12 protein-coding genes are annotated in these 14,563 nt (G+C 65.0%); 3 read left to right on the plus strand and 9 right to left on the minus strand.

The genetic code is table 11. The features are described from left to right. Positions 1-13 precede the first annotated feature (13 nt). Entirely contained in the window at positions 14-1,501 is a 1,488-nt protein-coding gene (locus LC062_RS08880; RefSeq protein WP_224910677.1) for an ATP-binding protein, read from the minus strand. Between the two features lie 361 nt (positions 1,502-1,862). Here LC062_RS08880 and LC062_RS08885 point away from each other — a divergent pair, with 361 nt between their 5' ends. Next, positions 1,863-3,632: a methyl-accepting chemotaxis protein gene (locus LC062_RS08885; protein WP_224910678.1), complete on the plus strand. Its 1,770-nt coding sequence runs from the start codon at positions 1,863-1,865 to the stop codon at positions 3,630-3,632. Between the two features lie 160 nt (positions 3,633-3,792). Next, on the plus strand, positions 3,793-4,359 hold the full coding sequence (locus LC062_RS08890) for a rhodanese-like domain-containing protein (RefSeq protein ID WP_224910679.1): 567 nt from the start codon (positions 3,793-3,795) through the stop codon (positions 4,357-4,359). 69 nt (positions 4,360-4,428) lie between these two features. Here the strand turns inward: LC062_RS08890 and LC062_RS08895 are convergent, their stop codons facing one another. The 6 genes from LC062_RS08895 to LC062_RS08920 form a co-directional block, all read right to left on the minus strand. Continuing rightward, positions 4,429-5,157 carry a DUF4198 domain-containing protein gene (locus LC062_RS08895; RefSeq protein ID WP_224910680.1) on the minus strand — a complete coding sequence of 243 codons (729 nt, stop codon included), beginning with the start codon at positions 5,155-5,157 and terminating at the stop codon, positions 4,429-4,431. 196 nt (positions 5,158-5,353) lie between these two features. Further along, positions 5,354-6,877, minus strand: coding sequence for a malonate--CoA ligase (locus LC062_RS08900; RefSeq protein ID WP_224910681.1), 1,524 nt, complete (start codon positions 6,875-6,877; stop codon positions 5,354-5,356). Further along, entirely contained in the window at positions 6,874-8,232 is a 1,359-nt protein-coding gene (locus LC062_RS08905; RefSeq protein ID WP_224910682.1) for a malonyl-CoA decarboxylase, read from the minus strand. The genes LC062_RS08900 and LC062_RS08905 overlap by 4 nt, the downstream gene beginning before the upstream one ends. Then, positions 8,229-9,545, minus strand: a complete 1,317-nt coding sequence (locus tag LC062_RS08910) for a TRAP transporter large permease (protein WP_224910683.1) — start codon at positions 9,543-9,545, stop codon at positions 8,229-8,231. Before LC062_RS08910 ends, LC062_RS08905 begins: the two co-directional genes overlap by 4 nt. Next, positions 9,542-10,027: a TRAP transporter small permease subunit gene (locus tag LC062_RS08915; RefSeq protein ID WP_224910684.1), complete on the minus strand. Its 486-nt coding sequence runs from the start codon at positions 10,025-10,027 to the stop codon at positions 9,542-9,544. The genes LC062_RS08910 and LC062_RS08915 overlap by 4 nt, the downstream gene beginning before the upstream one ends. A 154-nt stretch (positions 10,028-10,181) precedes the next feature. After that, positions 10,182-11,186 (minus strand): TRAP transporter substrate-binding protein, encoded by a 1,005-nt coding sequence (locus LC062_RS08920; protein ID WP_224910685.1) that lies wholly within the window; start codon positions 11,184-11,186, stop codon positions 10,182-10,184. 203 nt (positions 11,187-11,389) lie between these two features. Here LC062_RS08920 and LC062_RS08925 point away from each other — a divergent pair, with 203 nt between their 5' ends. Further along, the gene (locus LC062_RS08925; protein WP_224910686.1) at positions 11,390-12,082 is read left to right on the plus strand and encodes a GntR family transcriptional regulator; all 693 of its coding nucleotides are present in this window, start codon (positions 11,390-11,392) and stop codon (positions 12,080-12,082) included. 44 nt (positions 12,083-12,126) lie between these two features. Here the strand turns inward: LC062_RS08925 and LC062_RS08930 are convergent, their stop codons facing one another. Further along, positions 12,127-12,846 carry a L,D-transpeptidase gene (locus LC062_RS08930; protein ID WP_224910687.1) on the minus strand — a complete coding sequence of 240 codons (720 nt, stop codon included), beginning with the start codon at positions 12,844-12,846 and terminating at the stop codon, positions 12,127-12,129. A 74-nt stretch (positions 12,847-12,920) separates the two neighbouring features. Beyond that, complete coding sequence (locus LC062_RS08935) at positions 12,921-14,561, minus strand: ABC transporter ATP-binding protein (RefSeq protein WP_224910688.1); 1,641 nt, start codon at positions 14,559-14,561, stop codon at positions 12,921-12,923. Positions 14,562-14,563 lie beyond the last annotated feature (2 nt).

The raw sequence follows: 14,563 nt of genomic DNA on the forward strand, positions 1-14,563 counted from the left end.
AGAGCCCGCGCCCTCAGACCACCGCGCGCGCCGGCGGCGGGCTTGTCTGGCAATCCAGATCGGTCAGCGTGACGATGCGGTTGCCACGCAGATCGTTGACGCAGACAATATAGCCCTGCTCTTCCATATGGGTCAGCAGCCAGCGCGCCCGTCCGGGAGAGCGTGTGCCATAGGCCCGGGCGATCTCCGCATCCGGCGGGCACGGACCTCCTTCCAGCGCGGCCTTGGCCAAGAGCAGGTAGACCCCGCGCATTTCTTCCGGCAGATTCTGGGCCACCGTCTCCGCCGTCGCCCAGGTCTGCGGGTCGATCTGATGCTGCTCGACACCGGCGCGCACCATCGCCACCCGCTGGCGAAAGTCGGCGAGTTCGGGTGGTTTTCCGGCGAGCCGGGCAATCCGGCAGCGCACGAGGAAATCCTGATAAAGCGCCGCGACGGGCTGGAACGCCGCCTCGCCGTCGGTCAGAAGTTCGGCGATCACCGCGTCGATGGCCTTTTCCCGCGCTTCCAGATCGAGCGGTTCGGCTTCCACCACCTCGCGCGCCGCGGCCTGCCGGGTCAACCGGTCGAGCACCTCCGAGGCCGGCATCACCGGCTGCGGTTTGGGCTCTTCGACCGCCGTCCGCTCCTCCCGACTGGCCGGCTGGAACAGAAGATCACGCACCTCCTCGGGCCGCGCCTGCGGCAAGGGCGTCAGCTTCGGCCCCCCACCACGTCCCGCCGTTTCCACCTGGCCGATACGGATCGTCAGCGGCCGGCGCGAGATCGCCGGACCAAGCGCGACGAAATGGCCGCGGTCGAGATTGCGGAAGGCCTCCGCCTGCCGCTTTTCCATGCCCAGAAGATCGGCCGCCCGCGCCATGTCGATATCGAGGAAGGTGCGCCCCATCAGGAAATTCGAGGCTTCCGCCGCGACGTTCTTGGCCAGCTTCGCCAGACGCTGGGTAGCGATCACCCCGGCGAGACCGCGTTTGCGGCCGCGGCACATCAGATTGGTCATGGCCCCCAGCGACACCCGGCGCGCGTCCTCGCCGGTATCGCCGGATGCCGCCGGCGCGAACAGTTGCGCCTCATCCACCACCACCAGCATCGGATACCAGTGGTCGCGCTCGGCCTCGAACATGGCATTGAGGAAGGTGGCCGCCGCCTTCATCTGCCGGTCCGGTTCCAGCCCCTCCAGATTGAGCACCACCGACACCCGGTGCGCGCGCACCCGCGCGGCGATCACCGCCAGATCGCGTTCGCTGGCCGCTGCGTCGATCACCACATGGCCGAACCGGTCGGCGAGCGTGACGAAATCGCCCTCCGGGTCGATCACCGCCTGCTGAACCCAGGCCGCGCTCTGCTCCAGCAGCCGGCGCAGGAGATGCGACTTGCCGGAGCCTGAATTGCCCTGCACCAGAAGCCGGGTGGCGAGCAGTTCCTCAAGATCGAGGCAGGCACCGCCCGCACCTGCCAGACCGCCGCTGGTTGCCTCTCCCATATCAATGCTAACGGTCATGCTTGCCGCGTGTCCTGCTGGATCGTCATGTCGATATCGATGTGGGGCCGCGCGCCATCTCCGCCAAGCGCGTTTGGCAGGCTGCGGCCGAGTTGATCCGGCCGCCCGTCCGCGCCATCCGTGCGGCGGACCCGGCCCCGTTTGCGGCAGTATCGGCGATTCGCGCCGCCACGACAAAAGCTGCGCTGCCTTCGCAGCATTTCCGCGCCGTTTCGCCAGGCTTGCCCCCTTGCCCCACTCGCATGACCAGCAAAAACCCGTAGAGAGAAGCAGGCGGCTGGTTAGGGGATTTTTCATGGATATCGCCAAATGTGGCCGTAACACACCGATAAGCCGGTTACAGACCCTGGGGATCGCCTGCATGAACGTTCACATGACCAACGCCGCACCAGAGACGGCCGCACGTTCTCTCACCGAGGCAATTACCGGCTTCATGGCGCCCGACAAATTCGACGAGGCTCAGGCAAGGAATGTCTGGAAGGAGCTGATGCCGGTCATGCCGGACATCCTCGGCAGCTTCTACCAGGCGATCGACCGGACTCCGGAGCTGGCCGACAAGATCGGCGGATCGCAGGAAAAGGTCACCCGTCTCAAATCCGCGCAGATGGCGCATTGGGACCATATTTTCAATCACGCACCGGATGGCGAGTTCGAAGCCCGGGCCAAGCGCATCGGCGAGGCACATGTGCGCATCGGCCTCGACGTGCAATGGTATCTGGCGTCCTATGGTCGGCTGCTGGTGGATGCCATCCCCGCCCTGGCCCGGCGCCACCGGCTGTCGCCGGGAAAGCTCGCCGCGACCCTGCAGGTGATGATCAGCCGGGCCTTCCTCGACATGATCATGTCCTATGATGCCTACGAAACCGGCGTGCTGCGGCTCAGGGCGGAGGAAAACCGGCGCGAAAACGACCTGACCAGCCTGCGCACCCTTGCCGGCACTGCCGCCGACATCAACCGGATGACCGTGGCCATGGCAACCCTGTCGCAGAATACCCAGCGGGCCACCGAAAGCGGCCAGGCGATCTCCGCCGCTGCGTCGCAGCTTGTCGCCTCGGTGGAGCAGATCGCGGAAAACAGCGACGGCGCGGCACAGGAAGCCAATGCCACCAACGCCACGGTGAGCGCGGGCCTCGATGCCATGGAGGATGTCTCCGCCCGCATCGGCGACATTGCCGCGGCTTCCGATGAAAGCGCGGCCAACCTGAGCGAGTTGCACAAGGCATCGGAGCAAATCGGCGAGTTCCTCGGGGTGATCGAAAACATCGCCAACCAGACCAACCTTCTTGCCCTCAATGCCACGATCGAGGCCGCGCGGGCGGGAGAGGCCGGACGCGGCTTCGCCGTGGTCGCCAGCGAGGTCAAGAACCTGGCCACCCAGGCGGCGCAGGCCACCGAGGACATTGCCCGGCGGATCGAGGCACTGCAGGCGGGCATGGTGACCACCCAGCAATCGATCGCCGCCTCACGCGAAGCGGTCGACCGGGGGCAAGCGACCATTGCCGGTGCCAATGAGCGGATGCAGACCGTCGGCGATCAGATCGGCGCCGTTTCGGCACGCATGCAGGACATCTCCTCGATCCTTCAGCAGCAGAAGGAGGCAAGCCATGAAATCGCCGCCGGCATCACCGGCGTTGCCGACCTTGCCGAAGAAAATGAAAACCGTCTGCGGGACATGAGCCTCACCCTGGAAAGCAGCAACGAGCGCTTCTCAAGCCATGCCGCGGCCTGGGGCGACGTCTCCTCCCATCGCTCCATGTGCGCAATGGTGAAAATCGACCATATCCTGTTCAAGCAGCAGGTCGTCGATACGGTTCTGGGGCGGGCCTCAACCACGCCTGTCACCATTAACGACCATCATGGATGCCGGCTTGGGCACTGGCTCGATGGCATCACCGAACCGACCATCCGCCGGCATGCCGCCTATCAGGCCGTCGCGGTGCCGCATCAGCGTTGCCACGAGGCAGCGCGGGCCGCCCTCGACACCCATGCTGAAGGAAACGCAGCCCAGGCCGCGCAACAACTGAGCGCCCTGGAGGAAGCGAGCGAAGAGCTCATGCATGCGCTCGATGCCTTCGCCAAGGCCTTCGATACGGAGTTGCGCGCTCTCGACCGGCGCACGGACGCGGCCTGACGCCCGCCCTCCCCGTCACACCCCTGAGACGAAACGGTTCAACGCCGCGCAACCCGCGCGGCGTTTTTTCTTGCCTTATGCGTTCACATTCGAAATCATCTATGTGACTTTCGAGCCGACACGCAAAAGCTGCAAGGCTCGCTCAAGGGGAGGAAGAAACATGAAACGATCCGTAGTCCTGGCCGGCGCCGCCCTGCTGGCGCTGCTGTCGACCCCCGGCTATGCCGCCGACGGTCTTCAGATCAGCCCGAAGGTCACCTCCGTCACCATCGAGACCGACGAGGGACCGGTCGAGATCACCCGCCAGAAGAACGACATGCAGCTGATCGGCGGCGTCCTGCAGCCGATGGTTCCGGTTGCCGGCGTCCATCCGGTCGGCGAGCTGGAAGTGCTGGAAGCATTGCAGGATGACGGTGCCGCGGTCGTCGACATGCGGACGATGGAATGGCGGGTGAAGTCGACCATTCCCGGCTCCATTCACATTCCCTATACCGAGGTGGCGATGCGCCTCGATGAGTTGGGCTGCAGCGGCGCACAAGGGGCGTGGGACTGCGCCAAGGCGATCAAGGTGTTTGCCTTCTGCAACGGCCCGGCCTGCGCCCAGAGCCCGATGGCCATCGCCGCCATGGTCCGCGAGGGCTTCCCGGCCGACAAGATCTACTACTATCGCGGCGGCATGCAGGACTGGCAAGTGCTGGGTCTGACCACCGCCGAGGACATGTTCTAGAAAACCGGAAGCTTCCAGCCTCTCCGGCAAAGGCGGGTCATGGACAAATGTCCGCGACCCGCCAACGTCTCAATGGGAATGCCCATGCCCGGCTTCGAAGGACAGCGTCGCGAAATGCTGGATGCGATCAGCATCCGGATCGTTCTCCAGCGGCACCTCATGCGCCACGGCAATGACATTCAGCCCATTGTTGCGGACCGTGATCTCGACCTCACCTGAAGGGTCGGTCGCATCCAGCTTTGTCTCCGACATGTTGACGTAGTCGGCAATGAGCCTTGCCCCTGCCAGCGGTTTCCCCTTGTAGAGAACGCGCAGCCGCAACGGCTTGCCGGCGCTCAATTCGGTCGGATTGCCCAGCGGCACGATCTGCAGATCCTGTTCGGGCAGCTTCGGCATCTCACCATGCAGGTGCCGGATCGCCAGGGTGTGCTTGAAATAGCGGCCTGCCTGACGGGCGCCCTCCACTTCGCTTTTCGGCCGGTTCACCCATTTGCCGTCGCTGCCCTCGGTGTAGAAGCCGTTGTCGAAGTCGACCAGGACCACCGCCGCCTCGCTTTCCGGGGCCAGCAGCACATGGCTTTCCTGCTTCACAACCTGCACCGGCACCGGCTTACCGGTCTCATCCAAGGCCTTCGCCGTCGCGACCTTGGCGGGATCATAAGGGTCATCGGAAGCGCCGTGGCCATAAACAAGGCCAAGCTCGCCCCACCGCTCGGCAACCCAGACCCCATGGGCATTCGCCACCTGAACCGCCCCGAAAACCACCAGCGCGGCAACCGCCGCCATCGAAACTCTCATCTGAACCTCGCGAATCGTAATGTTATTACATTTCGACTCTTATGATCTGAACCCCGCCGTGTCAACGCGGACGGAGCGCCAGCCCCCACGGGTGCGGCGCGCGGCGCACGGCGCGCCTAAGGGGCACAAACAAAAACGCCCGCCGAAAGCGGCGGGCGTTCTTCTTTCAGGCAGAGACCGGTCGCGAAGACGCCGGTCAACCGGCGCCGAACGTGTCCTTGAACTGATCGCGCAGCACGTTCTTCTGGATCTTGCCCATGGTGTTGCGCGGCAGTTCGGGCAGCAGGTAGACCTGCTTCGGCTGCTTGAACTTCGCCAGCTTGTCGGCCAGCGGGGCGATGACCTTCTCCGGGGTCAGCGCCGCCCCCTTGTGCGCCGCGACCACGGCAACCACCCCTTCACCGAAGTCCGCGTGGGGCACGCCGATCACCGCGCTTTCGGCGACGCCATCGATCTCGTCGATCACTGCCTCGACCTCAGCCGGGTAGACATTGAAACCACCGCTGATGATCAGATCCTTGGCCCGGCCGACGATCGACACATAGCCGCGCTCGTCGATCCGCCCCATGTCGCCGGTGATGAAGAACCCGTCGGCACGGAATTCCGAGGCGGTCTTTTCCGGCATCCGCCAGTAGCCCTTGAAGACATTCGGACCGCGCACCTCGATGCCGCCGACCTCGCCATCGGGCAGAACCTTGCCGGTCTCCGGATCGGCGATGCGCAGTTCCACCCCCGGCAACGGCAGGCCGACAGTGCCCGGACGCCGGTCGCCATCGTAGGGGTTGGAGGTGTTCATGTTGGTTTCGGTCATGCCGTAGCGTTCCAGGATCGCATGACCGGTGCGGGCACTGAATGCCTTGTGCACTTCCGCCGACAACGGCGCGGAACCGGAGACGAACAGACGCATGTGCTGAGCCAGGTCCCGGGTGAAGGCATCAGACCCCAGAAGCCGGGCATAGAAGGTCGGCACGCCCATCATGGTGGTGGCCCGGGGCATCAGTCGCAGGACCTCCGCCAGATCGAACTTCGGCAAGAACAGCATCGACCCGCCGGCCAGCAGGGTCACATTGCTGGCAACGAACAGCCCGTGGGTGTGGAAGATCGGCAGGGCGTGCAGCAGCACATCCTTATCGGTGAAGCGCCAGTAGTCGACCAGCATCCGCGCGTTGGAGGCCAGGTTCTCATGGCTGAGCATGGCGCCCTTCGACCGACCGGTGGTGCCGGAGGTGTAGAGGATCGCCGCCAGATCATCCGGCCCGCGCGGCACATCGGCGAAGTCGCCGGCGGCCTCATCGGCCAGGGTCGCCAGCGAGCCCTTGCCATTCCCGTCAAGGGTTTCCAGCCGGCAACCGACCTTGCCGGCAATGGGCGTGAGCGCTTCGGTTCGCGCGGGATCGCACACCAGAAGTGCCGGCTCGGCATCGCCGACGAAATAGGCGACCTCCGCCGGGGTATAGGCGGTGTTCAGCGGCAGGAACACCGCACCGGCCCGCACGGTGCCAAGATAGAGCATCAGGGCCTCGGCGGATTTGTCCACCTGCACGGCCACCCGGTCGCCGGGGACCACACCGAGCGCCGTCAGCGCATTGGCATAGGCACCAGAGCGCTCCAACATGTCCGCATAGCTGGTGATCTCGCCGGACGGGGCCTGCAGGAACGGCGCAGCAGGATCGCGCACCGCCTCACGAATTTCGGAAAAGAGATGATTTTTCTGCGTCATGCGACCGGATCCGGAGCCTTCTTCTTTTCAGGGACAGCCTTGAGCAAACGGGAGACCGCGCTTGCCGCCGCCACCGATCCGGTCGCGGCAAAGGCTTCGTGGTTCTTCTCGATATGCCCAAGGTCATAGAGATAATTGACCATCATCCCACAGGACTGGCGCTGGCCATTGCGGGAGGGATCGGCGTCCCAGTTGATCCGCTCCAGCCGGGCGCCATTGCCCAGGTGAAAGCGGGCAACCGGGTCAAGCGGACGAATACCGCTTTTCTTTTCACGCACCAGGTAATGCGCGCAAAGGGCCCGTAGCGGCTCGCACAGCCCTTCTTCCGGCGCCGTGCCACCGGCTTCCTTCAGCGCCTCGATCTGGGCCGGCGACAAGACCGCACAGGCGACACTTTCCGGATCGGCAAGCGCCCCGGACAGCCAGGCGCGGAATCCGGGTACCGGCGACAGGGTGACGAAGGTCTTCAGGTTCGGCAGGTCGCGGCGCAGTTCCTCCACCACCTGCTTGATCAAGAAGTTGCCGAAGGAAATGCCGCGCAAGCCCTCCTGGCAGTTGGAAATCGAGTAGAACACGGCGGTGGTGGCCTCACCGGCGGACACCTCGGCCCGCTCCTCGGCCAGGATCGGCGGGATCGCCTCGGGGATTGCCCGGGTCAGCGCCACTTCCACGAAGATCAGCGGATCATCGACCAGTGCCGGATGAAAGAAGGCATAGATCCGCCGGTCGGGCAGATCGATCCGCCGGCGCAGGTCCTCCCAATCACTGATCTCATGTACCGCCTCATAGCGGATGATCCGCTCCAGGATCGCCGCCGGGGTCGACCAGTCCATGCGCTGCATGACGAGGAAGCCACGGTTGAACCAGGAGGAGAACAGATGCTCGAAGTCCCGGTCCACGTCCTTCAGGGATGGATCGGCCCGCATGGCCGCAAGCAGGTCCGTGCGCATGCGCACCAGCGCCGAGGTTCCGCCCGGAGCAAGGTTCAGCCGACGGATCAACTCCTGGCGGCGCGGCTCGGACAGGGCATGCAAGCGGCGCAGCAAGGCCTCTTCACCCGGCGTCTTCAGCACCGCCGCCGCCACTTCGGCCACCCCATCGACATCCGGCCCGAACCGGGTCTTCAGGTCGTGGAAGAATGCGTAGCGCTCCGCGTCCGACAGGCCCGCGTAGCTGGTCAGCACATCGCGGGCCAGCGCCACCCCGGAGGCCTCGCCGCGCTGCGACAGCAGCGCTTCGCACAGGTCGCCGAGCCCCTTCCCGCTCGGCACCCGTTCCCGGCGAAGATCCAGCAGGTTGCGGCCCTGCTCGGCGATGGAGGACAAGAGGTCGTTGAAGAAGCTGGTACTGCTCATAAGGCGGTTCCCATCACGAGATTGGGCAGCCACAGGGCGATCCCCGGCATCAGACACAACAGCACGATTGCGGCGACCATGCAGCCGACATAGGGCAAGGAGCCCCGCAATATCTCCCCCAAAGTGATGTTCGGTGCAATGCCGTTGATCACGTAAAGGTTGAGCCCGACAGGCGGCGTGATCAACCCGATTTCCATATTGATGGTCAGCACCACCGCGAACCAGTAGGGATCGAAGCCGGCCTGGATGATGATCGGCAGCAGGATCGGCGCGGTCATCAGGATCACCGCCACCGGCGGCAGGAAGAAGCCGGCGAACAGCAGGAACACGTTGATGATCGCCATCAGAACCCAGGCGTTCACGTCAAGGGCGGCGATCCATTCGGCGATGGTCTGGGTGATGAACAGCGACGACAGGGCGAAGGAGAACAGCTCCGACGCGCCGATGATCATCATGATCATCACGCTTTCCTTCAGCGTGTCGCGGAACAGCGAATTGTAAAGCGACAAGCGCCACAGGCGATAGATCACGGCGACGAAGATCAGGCAGAACAGCGCGCCGACGCCCGCTGCCTCGGACGGGGTCGCGATGCCGCCATAGAGCACGAACAGGATCGCCGCGATGATGCCAAGGAACGGCAGCACCCGCGGCAGGGCGGCGAAGCGCTCGCGGAAGGTGAACCGCCGGCCCAGTGCATCAAGGCCGATGCCGCGCCGGCGGCAATCGAAGATGGTCCAGGCCATGAACAGCGCGGTCAGCAACGCGCCCGGCAGCAGACCAGCGAGAAACAGGCGGCCAATGGAGGTTTCCGTGGCGATGCCATAGACGATCATGGTGATCGACGGCGGAATGAGAATGCCCAGCGTCCCGCCGGCGGCGATCGAACCGGCGGCAATCTCGTTGGGATAGCCGCGCTTGGTCATCTCCGGGATGCCCATCTTGCCGATCGCGGCACAGGTGGCGGGCGAGGATCCGGACAAGGCGGCGAAGATCGAGCAGGCGCCGAGATTGGACAGCACCAGCCCGCCGGGCACCCGGTTGAGCCAGCGGTCAAGCGCCTCGTAGAGGTCCTTGCCGGCCGGCGAGGAGGCCACCGCAGCCCCCATCAGGATGAACATCGGGATGGACACCAGCCCGAAGGAGGCCAGCCCGCCGAAGAAGGTTTCGCCGAGGATCGACAGGCTGCCCCAGCCATCGGCGAGGATCAGCGCGGCGATGGAGACAAAGCCCAGCGCGAAGGCGATCGGGGTTCCGATCCCCAGAAGGAACAGGAGCGCGACGAGAACACCGGCCCCCCACAGCATCGGCGTCATCGCGCGCCTCCATAAAGCTTCATGATTTCGGCGATATACTGAAGGACCAGCAGGCCGACGCCCAAGGGCAGCGGCAGCACCGGGATCCAAAGCGGGATCGCCCAGACCGTGTCCGTCCGCCAGCCGCCGACCAGCGCCTCGTGAAAGAAGGTCCAGCCGGACCAGCCGAGAAGTGCGCAAAAGGCGATGCTGACGAGCGCCGACAGCAGTTGCATCAGCCGGCGCAGGGGCGGCTTTGCCTGCAGTTGCAAAAGATCGACATTCACATGCCCCTTTTCCAGCAGCACATAGGGCGAGCCGAGGAAGGTGGCGGCGACCAGCGCATAGATCACGTATTCGGTCTGCCAGATGGTGGATTCATTCAGGAAGTAGCGCAGCACCACCATCTGCGTGACCACCAGCGCCGCCGAGGCGGTCAAGAGCATGGCCAGAACCCCGAACACCCGCGACAGCGCCGAGATGGCGGAAATGTAAAGTTGCATGACGGAAGTCTTCTGATGCGACCGGACGACGAATGCCGGTTCGGTGTCGATCCGCCGCGCGGGGCCGGTGGTTGTCCGGCCAGCCGACGCGGCGTTCGGACCCGCAAGGGAGGGGGCGCCGGATGCTCCGACGGCCCTCCCCGCTGGGCGCGGCTTATTCGACGGCGAGCGCCTTGGCGATCAGCTCGTCACCGCCCGGAACCTTCTCGGAAAACTCCTTGTAGGAGGTCTTCTTGGCGATCTCCAGCCAGGCGGCATAGTCGTCGGCAGACATCTCCACCACCTCGACGCCCGCGTCCTTGTAGGCCTTGATCAGCTTGCCATCGAGCCCCTTGGCCTCTTCCAGGAAGTAGGCTTCCGCCACCTTGCCGGCAGCCATCAGCGCCTTCTGCTGGGCCTCGTCGAGCCGGTCCCAGCTGCGCTTGGACATCAGGATCGGCTCATACATGAACCACAGCGCATTGGCGCCCGGCGCGGTCAGGCACACCACCTGCTCGTAAAGGCGGTAGGAGACGAAGGAGCCGGAGGAGGTGTTGGCCGCGTCGAGAACGCCGGTCTGGAGCCCGGTGTAGATCTCCGAAGAGGGCATGGAGGCAATCGACGCCCCTGCCCCGACCAGCATCTGCTCAAACGCCGGACCAGCGGCGCGGGTCACCTGCCCCTTCATCGTCTCCGGCGAGGTGATGCACTCTTTCTTGGAGGCAAAGCCGCCGGCAAGCCAGGCATCGGCCAAAACGACGACGCCCGCATCGTTGACGATCTTCTTGATGTCATCCATGAACGGCGAGGCATTGAGGCGCGCGGCCCGGTCATGGTTGCGCACCAGACCAGGCATCAGGGTCGCGGAAAACTGCGGGTGACGGCCCGAGGCGTAGTCGAGCGGGAACGCGGCAATATCGAGCTGCCCCTTGGTCATCGCCCCCCACTGCTCACGCGCCTTGAACAGGGACTGGCCGGGATAGACCTTGATCTCAAGGCCGACATTCGCCTTCGCCACTTCGCGGGCAAGGATCTGCACCATCTCGTCGCGCACATCGCCCTTGCCGCCCGGCCATTGGTGCGACGCCTTCAACACCTTGTCCGCCGCCTGCGCCGCCGGAATGGCAAGCGCCAGCGCAGTGGTCAGCCCGAGGGCCGCCTTCGCCAGTTTCTGCAACATGTTGTTCCTCCCATCACCGTCCGACGGCCTTGCCGACGCCCGGCGTTTCTTTTGAAAATCCATTCCGTGGCTTGCGCCCAATGGCGGATCGCCACCAATCCCTGGCCGGTTCCTCCCGCCCGGACTGTAAGGCAATCACGCCCCACGCATTCAAGTCAACGGTTTTTGTATACAAGATGGAAGAATGTGCATATTCTGATCCTATGAGCACAGAGACCGCCCCCCATGCCCCCACCGCGACCCGTACCGCCAAGGCGCTGCGTGAAGTTCTGGAAGAGGACATTGCCGGCGGCGTCTACCCGCCGGGCACCCGGCTTGACGAAGCTTCGCTGGCGCGGCGTTTCGCCGTGTCGCGCACGCCGATCCGCGAGGCGCTGATCGAGCTTGCGGCCTCCGGGCTGATCGAGATTCGCCCCCGGCGCGGCGCCTTCGTGCGCGAAATCGGCATTCGCCGGCTGATCGAGATGTTCGAGGTGATGGCGGAGCTGGAGGCCATGTGCGGCCGTCTCGCCGCCCGGCGCATGACGGCCGACGAGCACACCCGGCTTGTCGCTGCCCATGAAGCCTGCGCCCGAGCCACCGAAAGCGGCGACCCCAGTGCCTATTTCGAGGCGAACGGCCAGTTTCACGAAGCGATCTACAGCGGCAGCGGCAACGAGTTTCTCGCCGAACAGGCACGAGTGCTGCAAAGCCGGCTGAAGCCCTATCGCCGGCTGCAACTGCATGTGCGCAACCGGGTGGGCACTTCATTTCAGGAGCATGAGGCGATCGTCGCGGCCATTCTCGACGGCGACGACGCGCGTGCGGAAGAGGCGCTGCGCGCCCATATCCTGATCCAGGGCGAGCGCTTCAACGACTTCGTCGCCTCGCTGCGCCCCCGGGGCGGCGCGGGCTAGGGTCCGCCCCCAAGCCGCGCCGTTTCCGTTTCAGCCCACTGCCATCAACTGGTCGAGTGGGCCTTGTCGAGCACCACCACCTTGGTGTGCAGCGGCACCCGGTTGAACAGGTCGATGATGTCCTGATGCCACATGCGGATGCAGCCGCTGGACACGCTGCGGCCAATGCTGTCCGGCTTCTTGGTGCCATGGATGCGATAGAGCGTGTCGACACTGCCCTGCCACAGGTCCATTGCCCGGGCGCCGAGCGGGTTCTTCGGGCCGCGCGGGTAGCCGTCCTTCCAGTATTTCTCCAGAGCCGGATTGCGGGCGATCATTTCCCGTGGAGGGCGCCAGATCGGCCACACGCGCTTCACCCGCACCTTGGCATCGCCGTTCCAGGCATAGCCGGCCCGGCCAACGCCGATGCCGTAGCGCAGAGCCTTGCCGCCGCCGAGCGTCCAGTACAGAAACTTGCCGTAAGGGTCGACGATGATCGTCCCGGCCCGCTCGCTGGTGTCGTAGTCCACCACCTGCCGCCAGTACTTGCGGTCATACTTCTTGTAGTTCAGCGCCGGGACCTTGAAGTCGTAATCGGTCGTCGCCGCATAGGCCGCCGCGTAATCGAACCCTTCCCCCGGCAGCGCAGGCTGATTGTGCAGCCCAACGACCGCGCTCGTCGCAACGCCCGAGGTCTGACACGCGGCCAGCACCAAGGGGGCCCCAAGAACGAGGCTGCGCCGCGTCAACGCGCCACTGGCGTCAAGGCGCCGTTTCATTTCCATGGATCACTCCCGAATACCCGATGTCCGGATCGTCCGTGTTGTAGCCGATCCCGCGACAAAGCGCGAGCGTGCATTCATGCGTCAACGACCCTGCCGTGCATCGGCTCCAGCGCGGCCGCCGCGATCAGGTCGCGCGTATAGGGATCGCGCGGCGCCTCGAAGATCGCCGCCGTCGGTCCGGCCTCCACCACCTTGCCGGTTTTCATCACCACCACCGTATCGGCCAGCGCCCGCACCACCGCCAAATCGTGACTGATGAAAACGTAGGTGAGCCGGTGTTCGGCCTGAAGTCCGCGCAACAGCTCGACGATCTGCTTCTGCACGGTGCGGTCGAGCGCCGAGGTCGGTTCGTCCAGCACCACCAGCCTTGGTTTCAGCACCATGGTGCGGGCAATGGCGATGCGCTGGCGCTGTCCGCCGGAAAACTCATGCGGGTAGCGGTTGCGCATCGCCGGGTCGAGCGAGACCTCTTCCAGCACCTGACAGGCCCGGCGATCGCGCTCGCCCGCCGACAGGCCCGGCTCATGCACCAGCAGCCCTTCGGTGACCACTTGGCCGACGGTCATGCGCGGGCTGAGCGAGCCGAACGGATCCTGAAACACAAGCTGCATCTGGCGGCGCAGCGGGCGCATCACCTGCTTGCCGGCGTTGGAGATGTCCTTGCCATCGAAATGCACCCGTCCGGAATGGGGCAGCAATTGCAGAAGCGCCCGCCCCAAGGTCGATTTCCCGGACCCGCTTTCGCCGACGATGCCAAGGGTCTGCCCCTCGCGCACCACCAGCGATACATCCTCCACCGCGTGAAACAAGGCCGGCGGTTTCATGAAGCCTCGCGGAATGGCAAAGGACACCCCGACCTTCTGACCGTCGATGACAATCGGCTTGTCCTCACCGACCGGCGGCTTCTCGCCCTCCGGCTCCGCATCCAGAAGCATCCGGGTATAGGGATGGGCCGGGCGGTCGAAGATCTTCGCCGTCTGCCCGGTTTCCACCACCTCCCCGTCCTTCATCACCACCACCCGGTCGGCGATGCGCCGGACGATGCCCAAATCATGGGTGATGAAGACCACGGCAATGCCGATGCGCTTCTGCAAATCGGCGAGCAGGTCCAGGATCTGCGCCTGGGTGGTCACGTCGAGCGCCGTCGTCGGCTCATCGGCGATCAGAACATCCGGGTCATTGGCCAGCGCCATGGCGATCATCACCCGCTGGCGCTGACCGCCGGACAGCTCATACGGATAGGCTTTGATCTTGTCTTCCGGCGCGGGAATGCCGACGAGCTTGAGCAGGTCCAGCGCCCGGGCGGCGGCCGCCTTGCGGCCCAGCCCGCCATGCTCGATCATCGGTTCGCACAACTGCCGCTCGATGGTGTAGAGCGGGTCGAGCGAGGTCATCGGCTCCTGGAAGATCATGGTGATGCGGGCGCCGCGCACCTTGTTGAGGCGCTTCAGCGGCAGGCCGAGGATGTCCTCCCCCCGGTAGAGCACCCGCCCCTCGGCCCGGCCGTTGTCGCTGAGCAGCCCCATCGCCGCCATCATGGTCTGGCTCTTGCCGGACCCGCTCTCGCCGACGATGGCGACCGTTTCGCCCTTGCTCACACTGATATCGACGCCGCGCACCGCCGCCACCGGACCATCGTTGGTCTGGAAGGTGACGCGCAGATCCTGAATGTCGAGAACGGTTTCCGCCGCTACCGCGTCCGTCATTGCCGTCATCT

The organism is Stappia indica, from assembly GCF_020177335.1.
GTDB lineage: Bacteria > Pseudomonadota > Alphaproteobacteria > Rhizobiales > Stappiaceae > Stappia > Stappia indica_B.

Bases quoted from the DNA above. Each gene is read 5' to 3' on its own strand.
- LC062_RS08880 (WP_224910677.1), bottom strand. From the start codon at position 1,501: ATGACCGTTAGCATTGATATGGGAGAGGCAACCAGCGGCGGTCTGGCA.
- LC062_RS08905 (WP_224910682.1), bottom strand. From the start codon at position 8,232: ATGAGCAGTACCAGCTTCTTCAACGACCTCTTGTCCTCCATCGCCGAG.
- LC062_RS08910 (WP_224910683.1), bottom strand. From the start codon at position 9,545: ATGACGCCGATGCTGTGGGGGGCCGGTGTTCTCGTCGCGCTCCTGTTC.
- LC062_RS08915 (WP_224910684.1), bottom strand. From the start codon at position 10,027: ATGCAACTTTACATTTCCGCCATCTCGGCGCTGTCGCGGGTGTTCGGG.
- LC062_RS08890 (WP_224910679.1), top strand. From the start codon at position 3,793: ATGAAACGATCCGTAGTCCTGGCCGGCGCCGCCCTGCTGGCGCTGCTG.
- LC062_RS08935 (WP_224910688.1), bottom strand. From the start codon at position 14,561: ATGACGGCAATGACGGACGCGGTAGCGGCGGAAACCGTTCTCGACATT.
- LC062_RS08920 (WP_224910685.1), bottom strand. From the start codon at position 11,186: ATGTTGCAGAAACTGGCGAAGGCGGCCCTCGGGCTGACCACTGCGCTG.
- LC062_RS08925 (WP_224910686.1), top strand. From the start codon at position 11,390: ATGAGCACAGAGACCGCCCCCCATGCCCCCACCGCGACCCGTACCGCC.
- LC062_RS08900 (WP_224910681.1), bottom strand. From the start codon at position 6,877: ATGACGCAGAAAAATCATCTCTTTTCCGAAATTCGTGAGGCGGTGCGC.
- LC062_RS08930 (WP_224910687.1), bottom strand. From the start codon at position 12,846: ATGGAAATGAAACGGCGCCTTGACGCCAGTGGCGCGTTGACGCGGCGC.
- LC062_RS08885 (WP_224910678.1), top strand. From the start codon at position 1,863: ATGAACGTTCACATGACCAACGCCGCACCAGAGACGGCCGCACGTTCT.
- LC062_RS08895 (WP_224910680.1), bottom strand. From the start codon at position 5,157: ATGAGAGTTTCGATGGCGGCGGTTGCCGCGCTGGTGGTTTTCGGGGCG.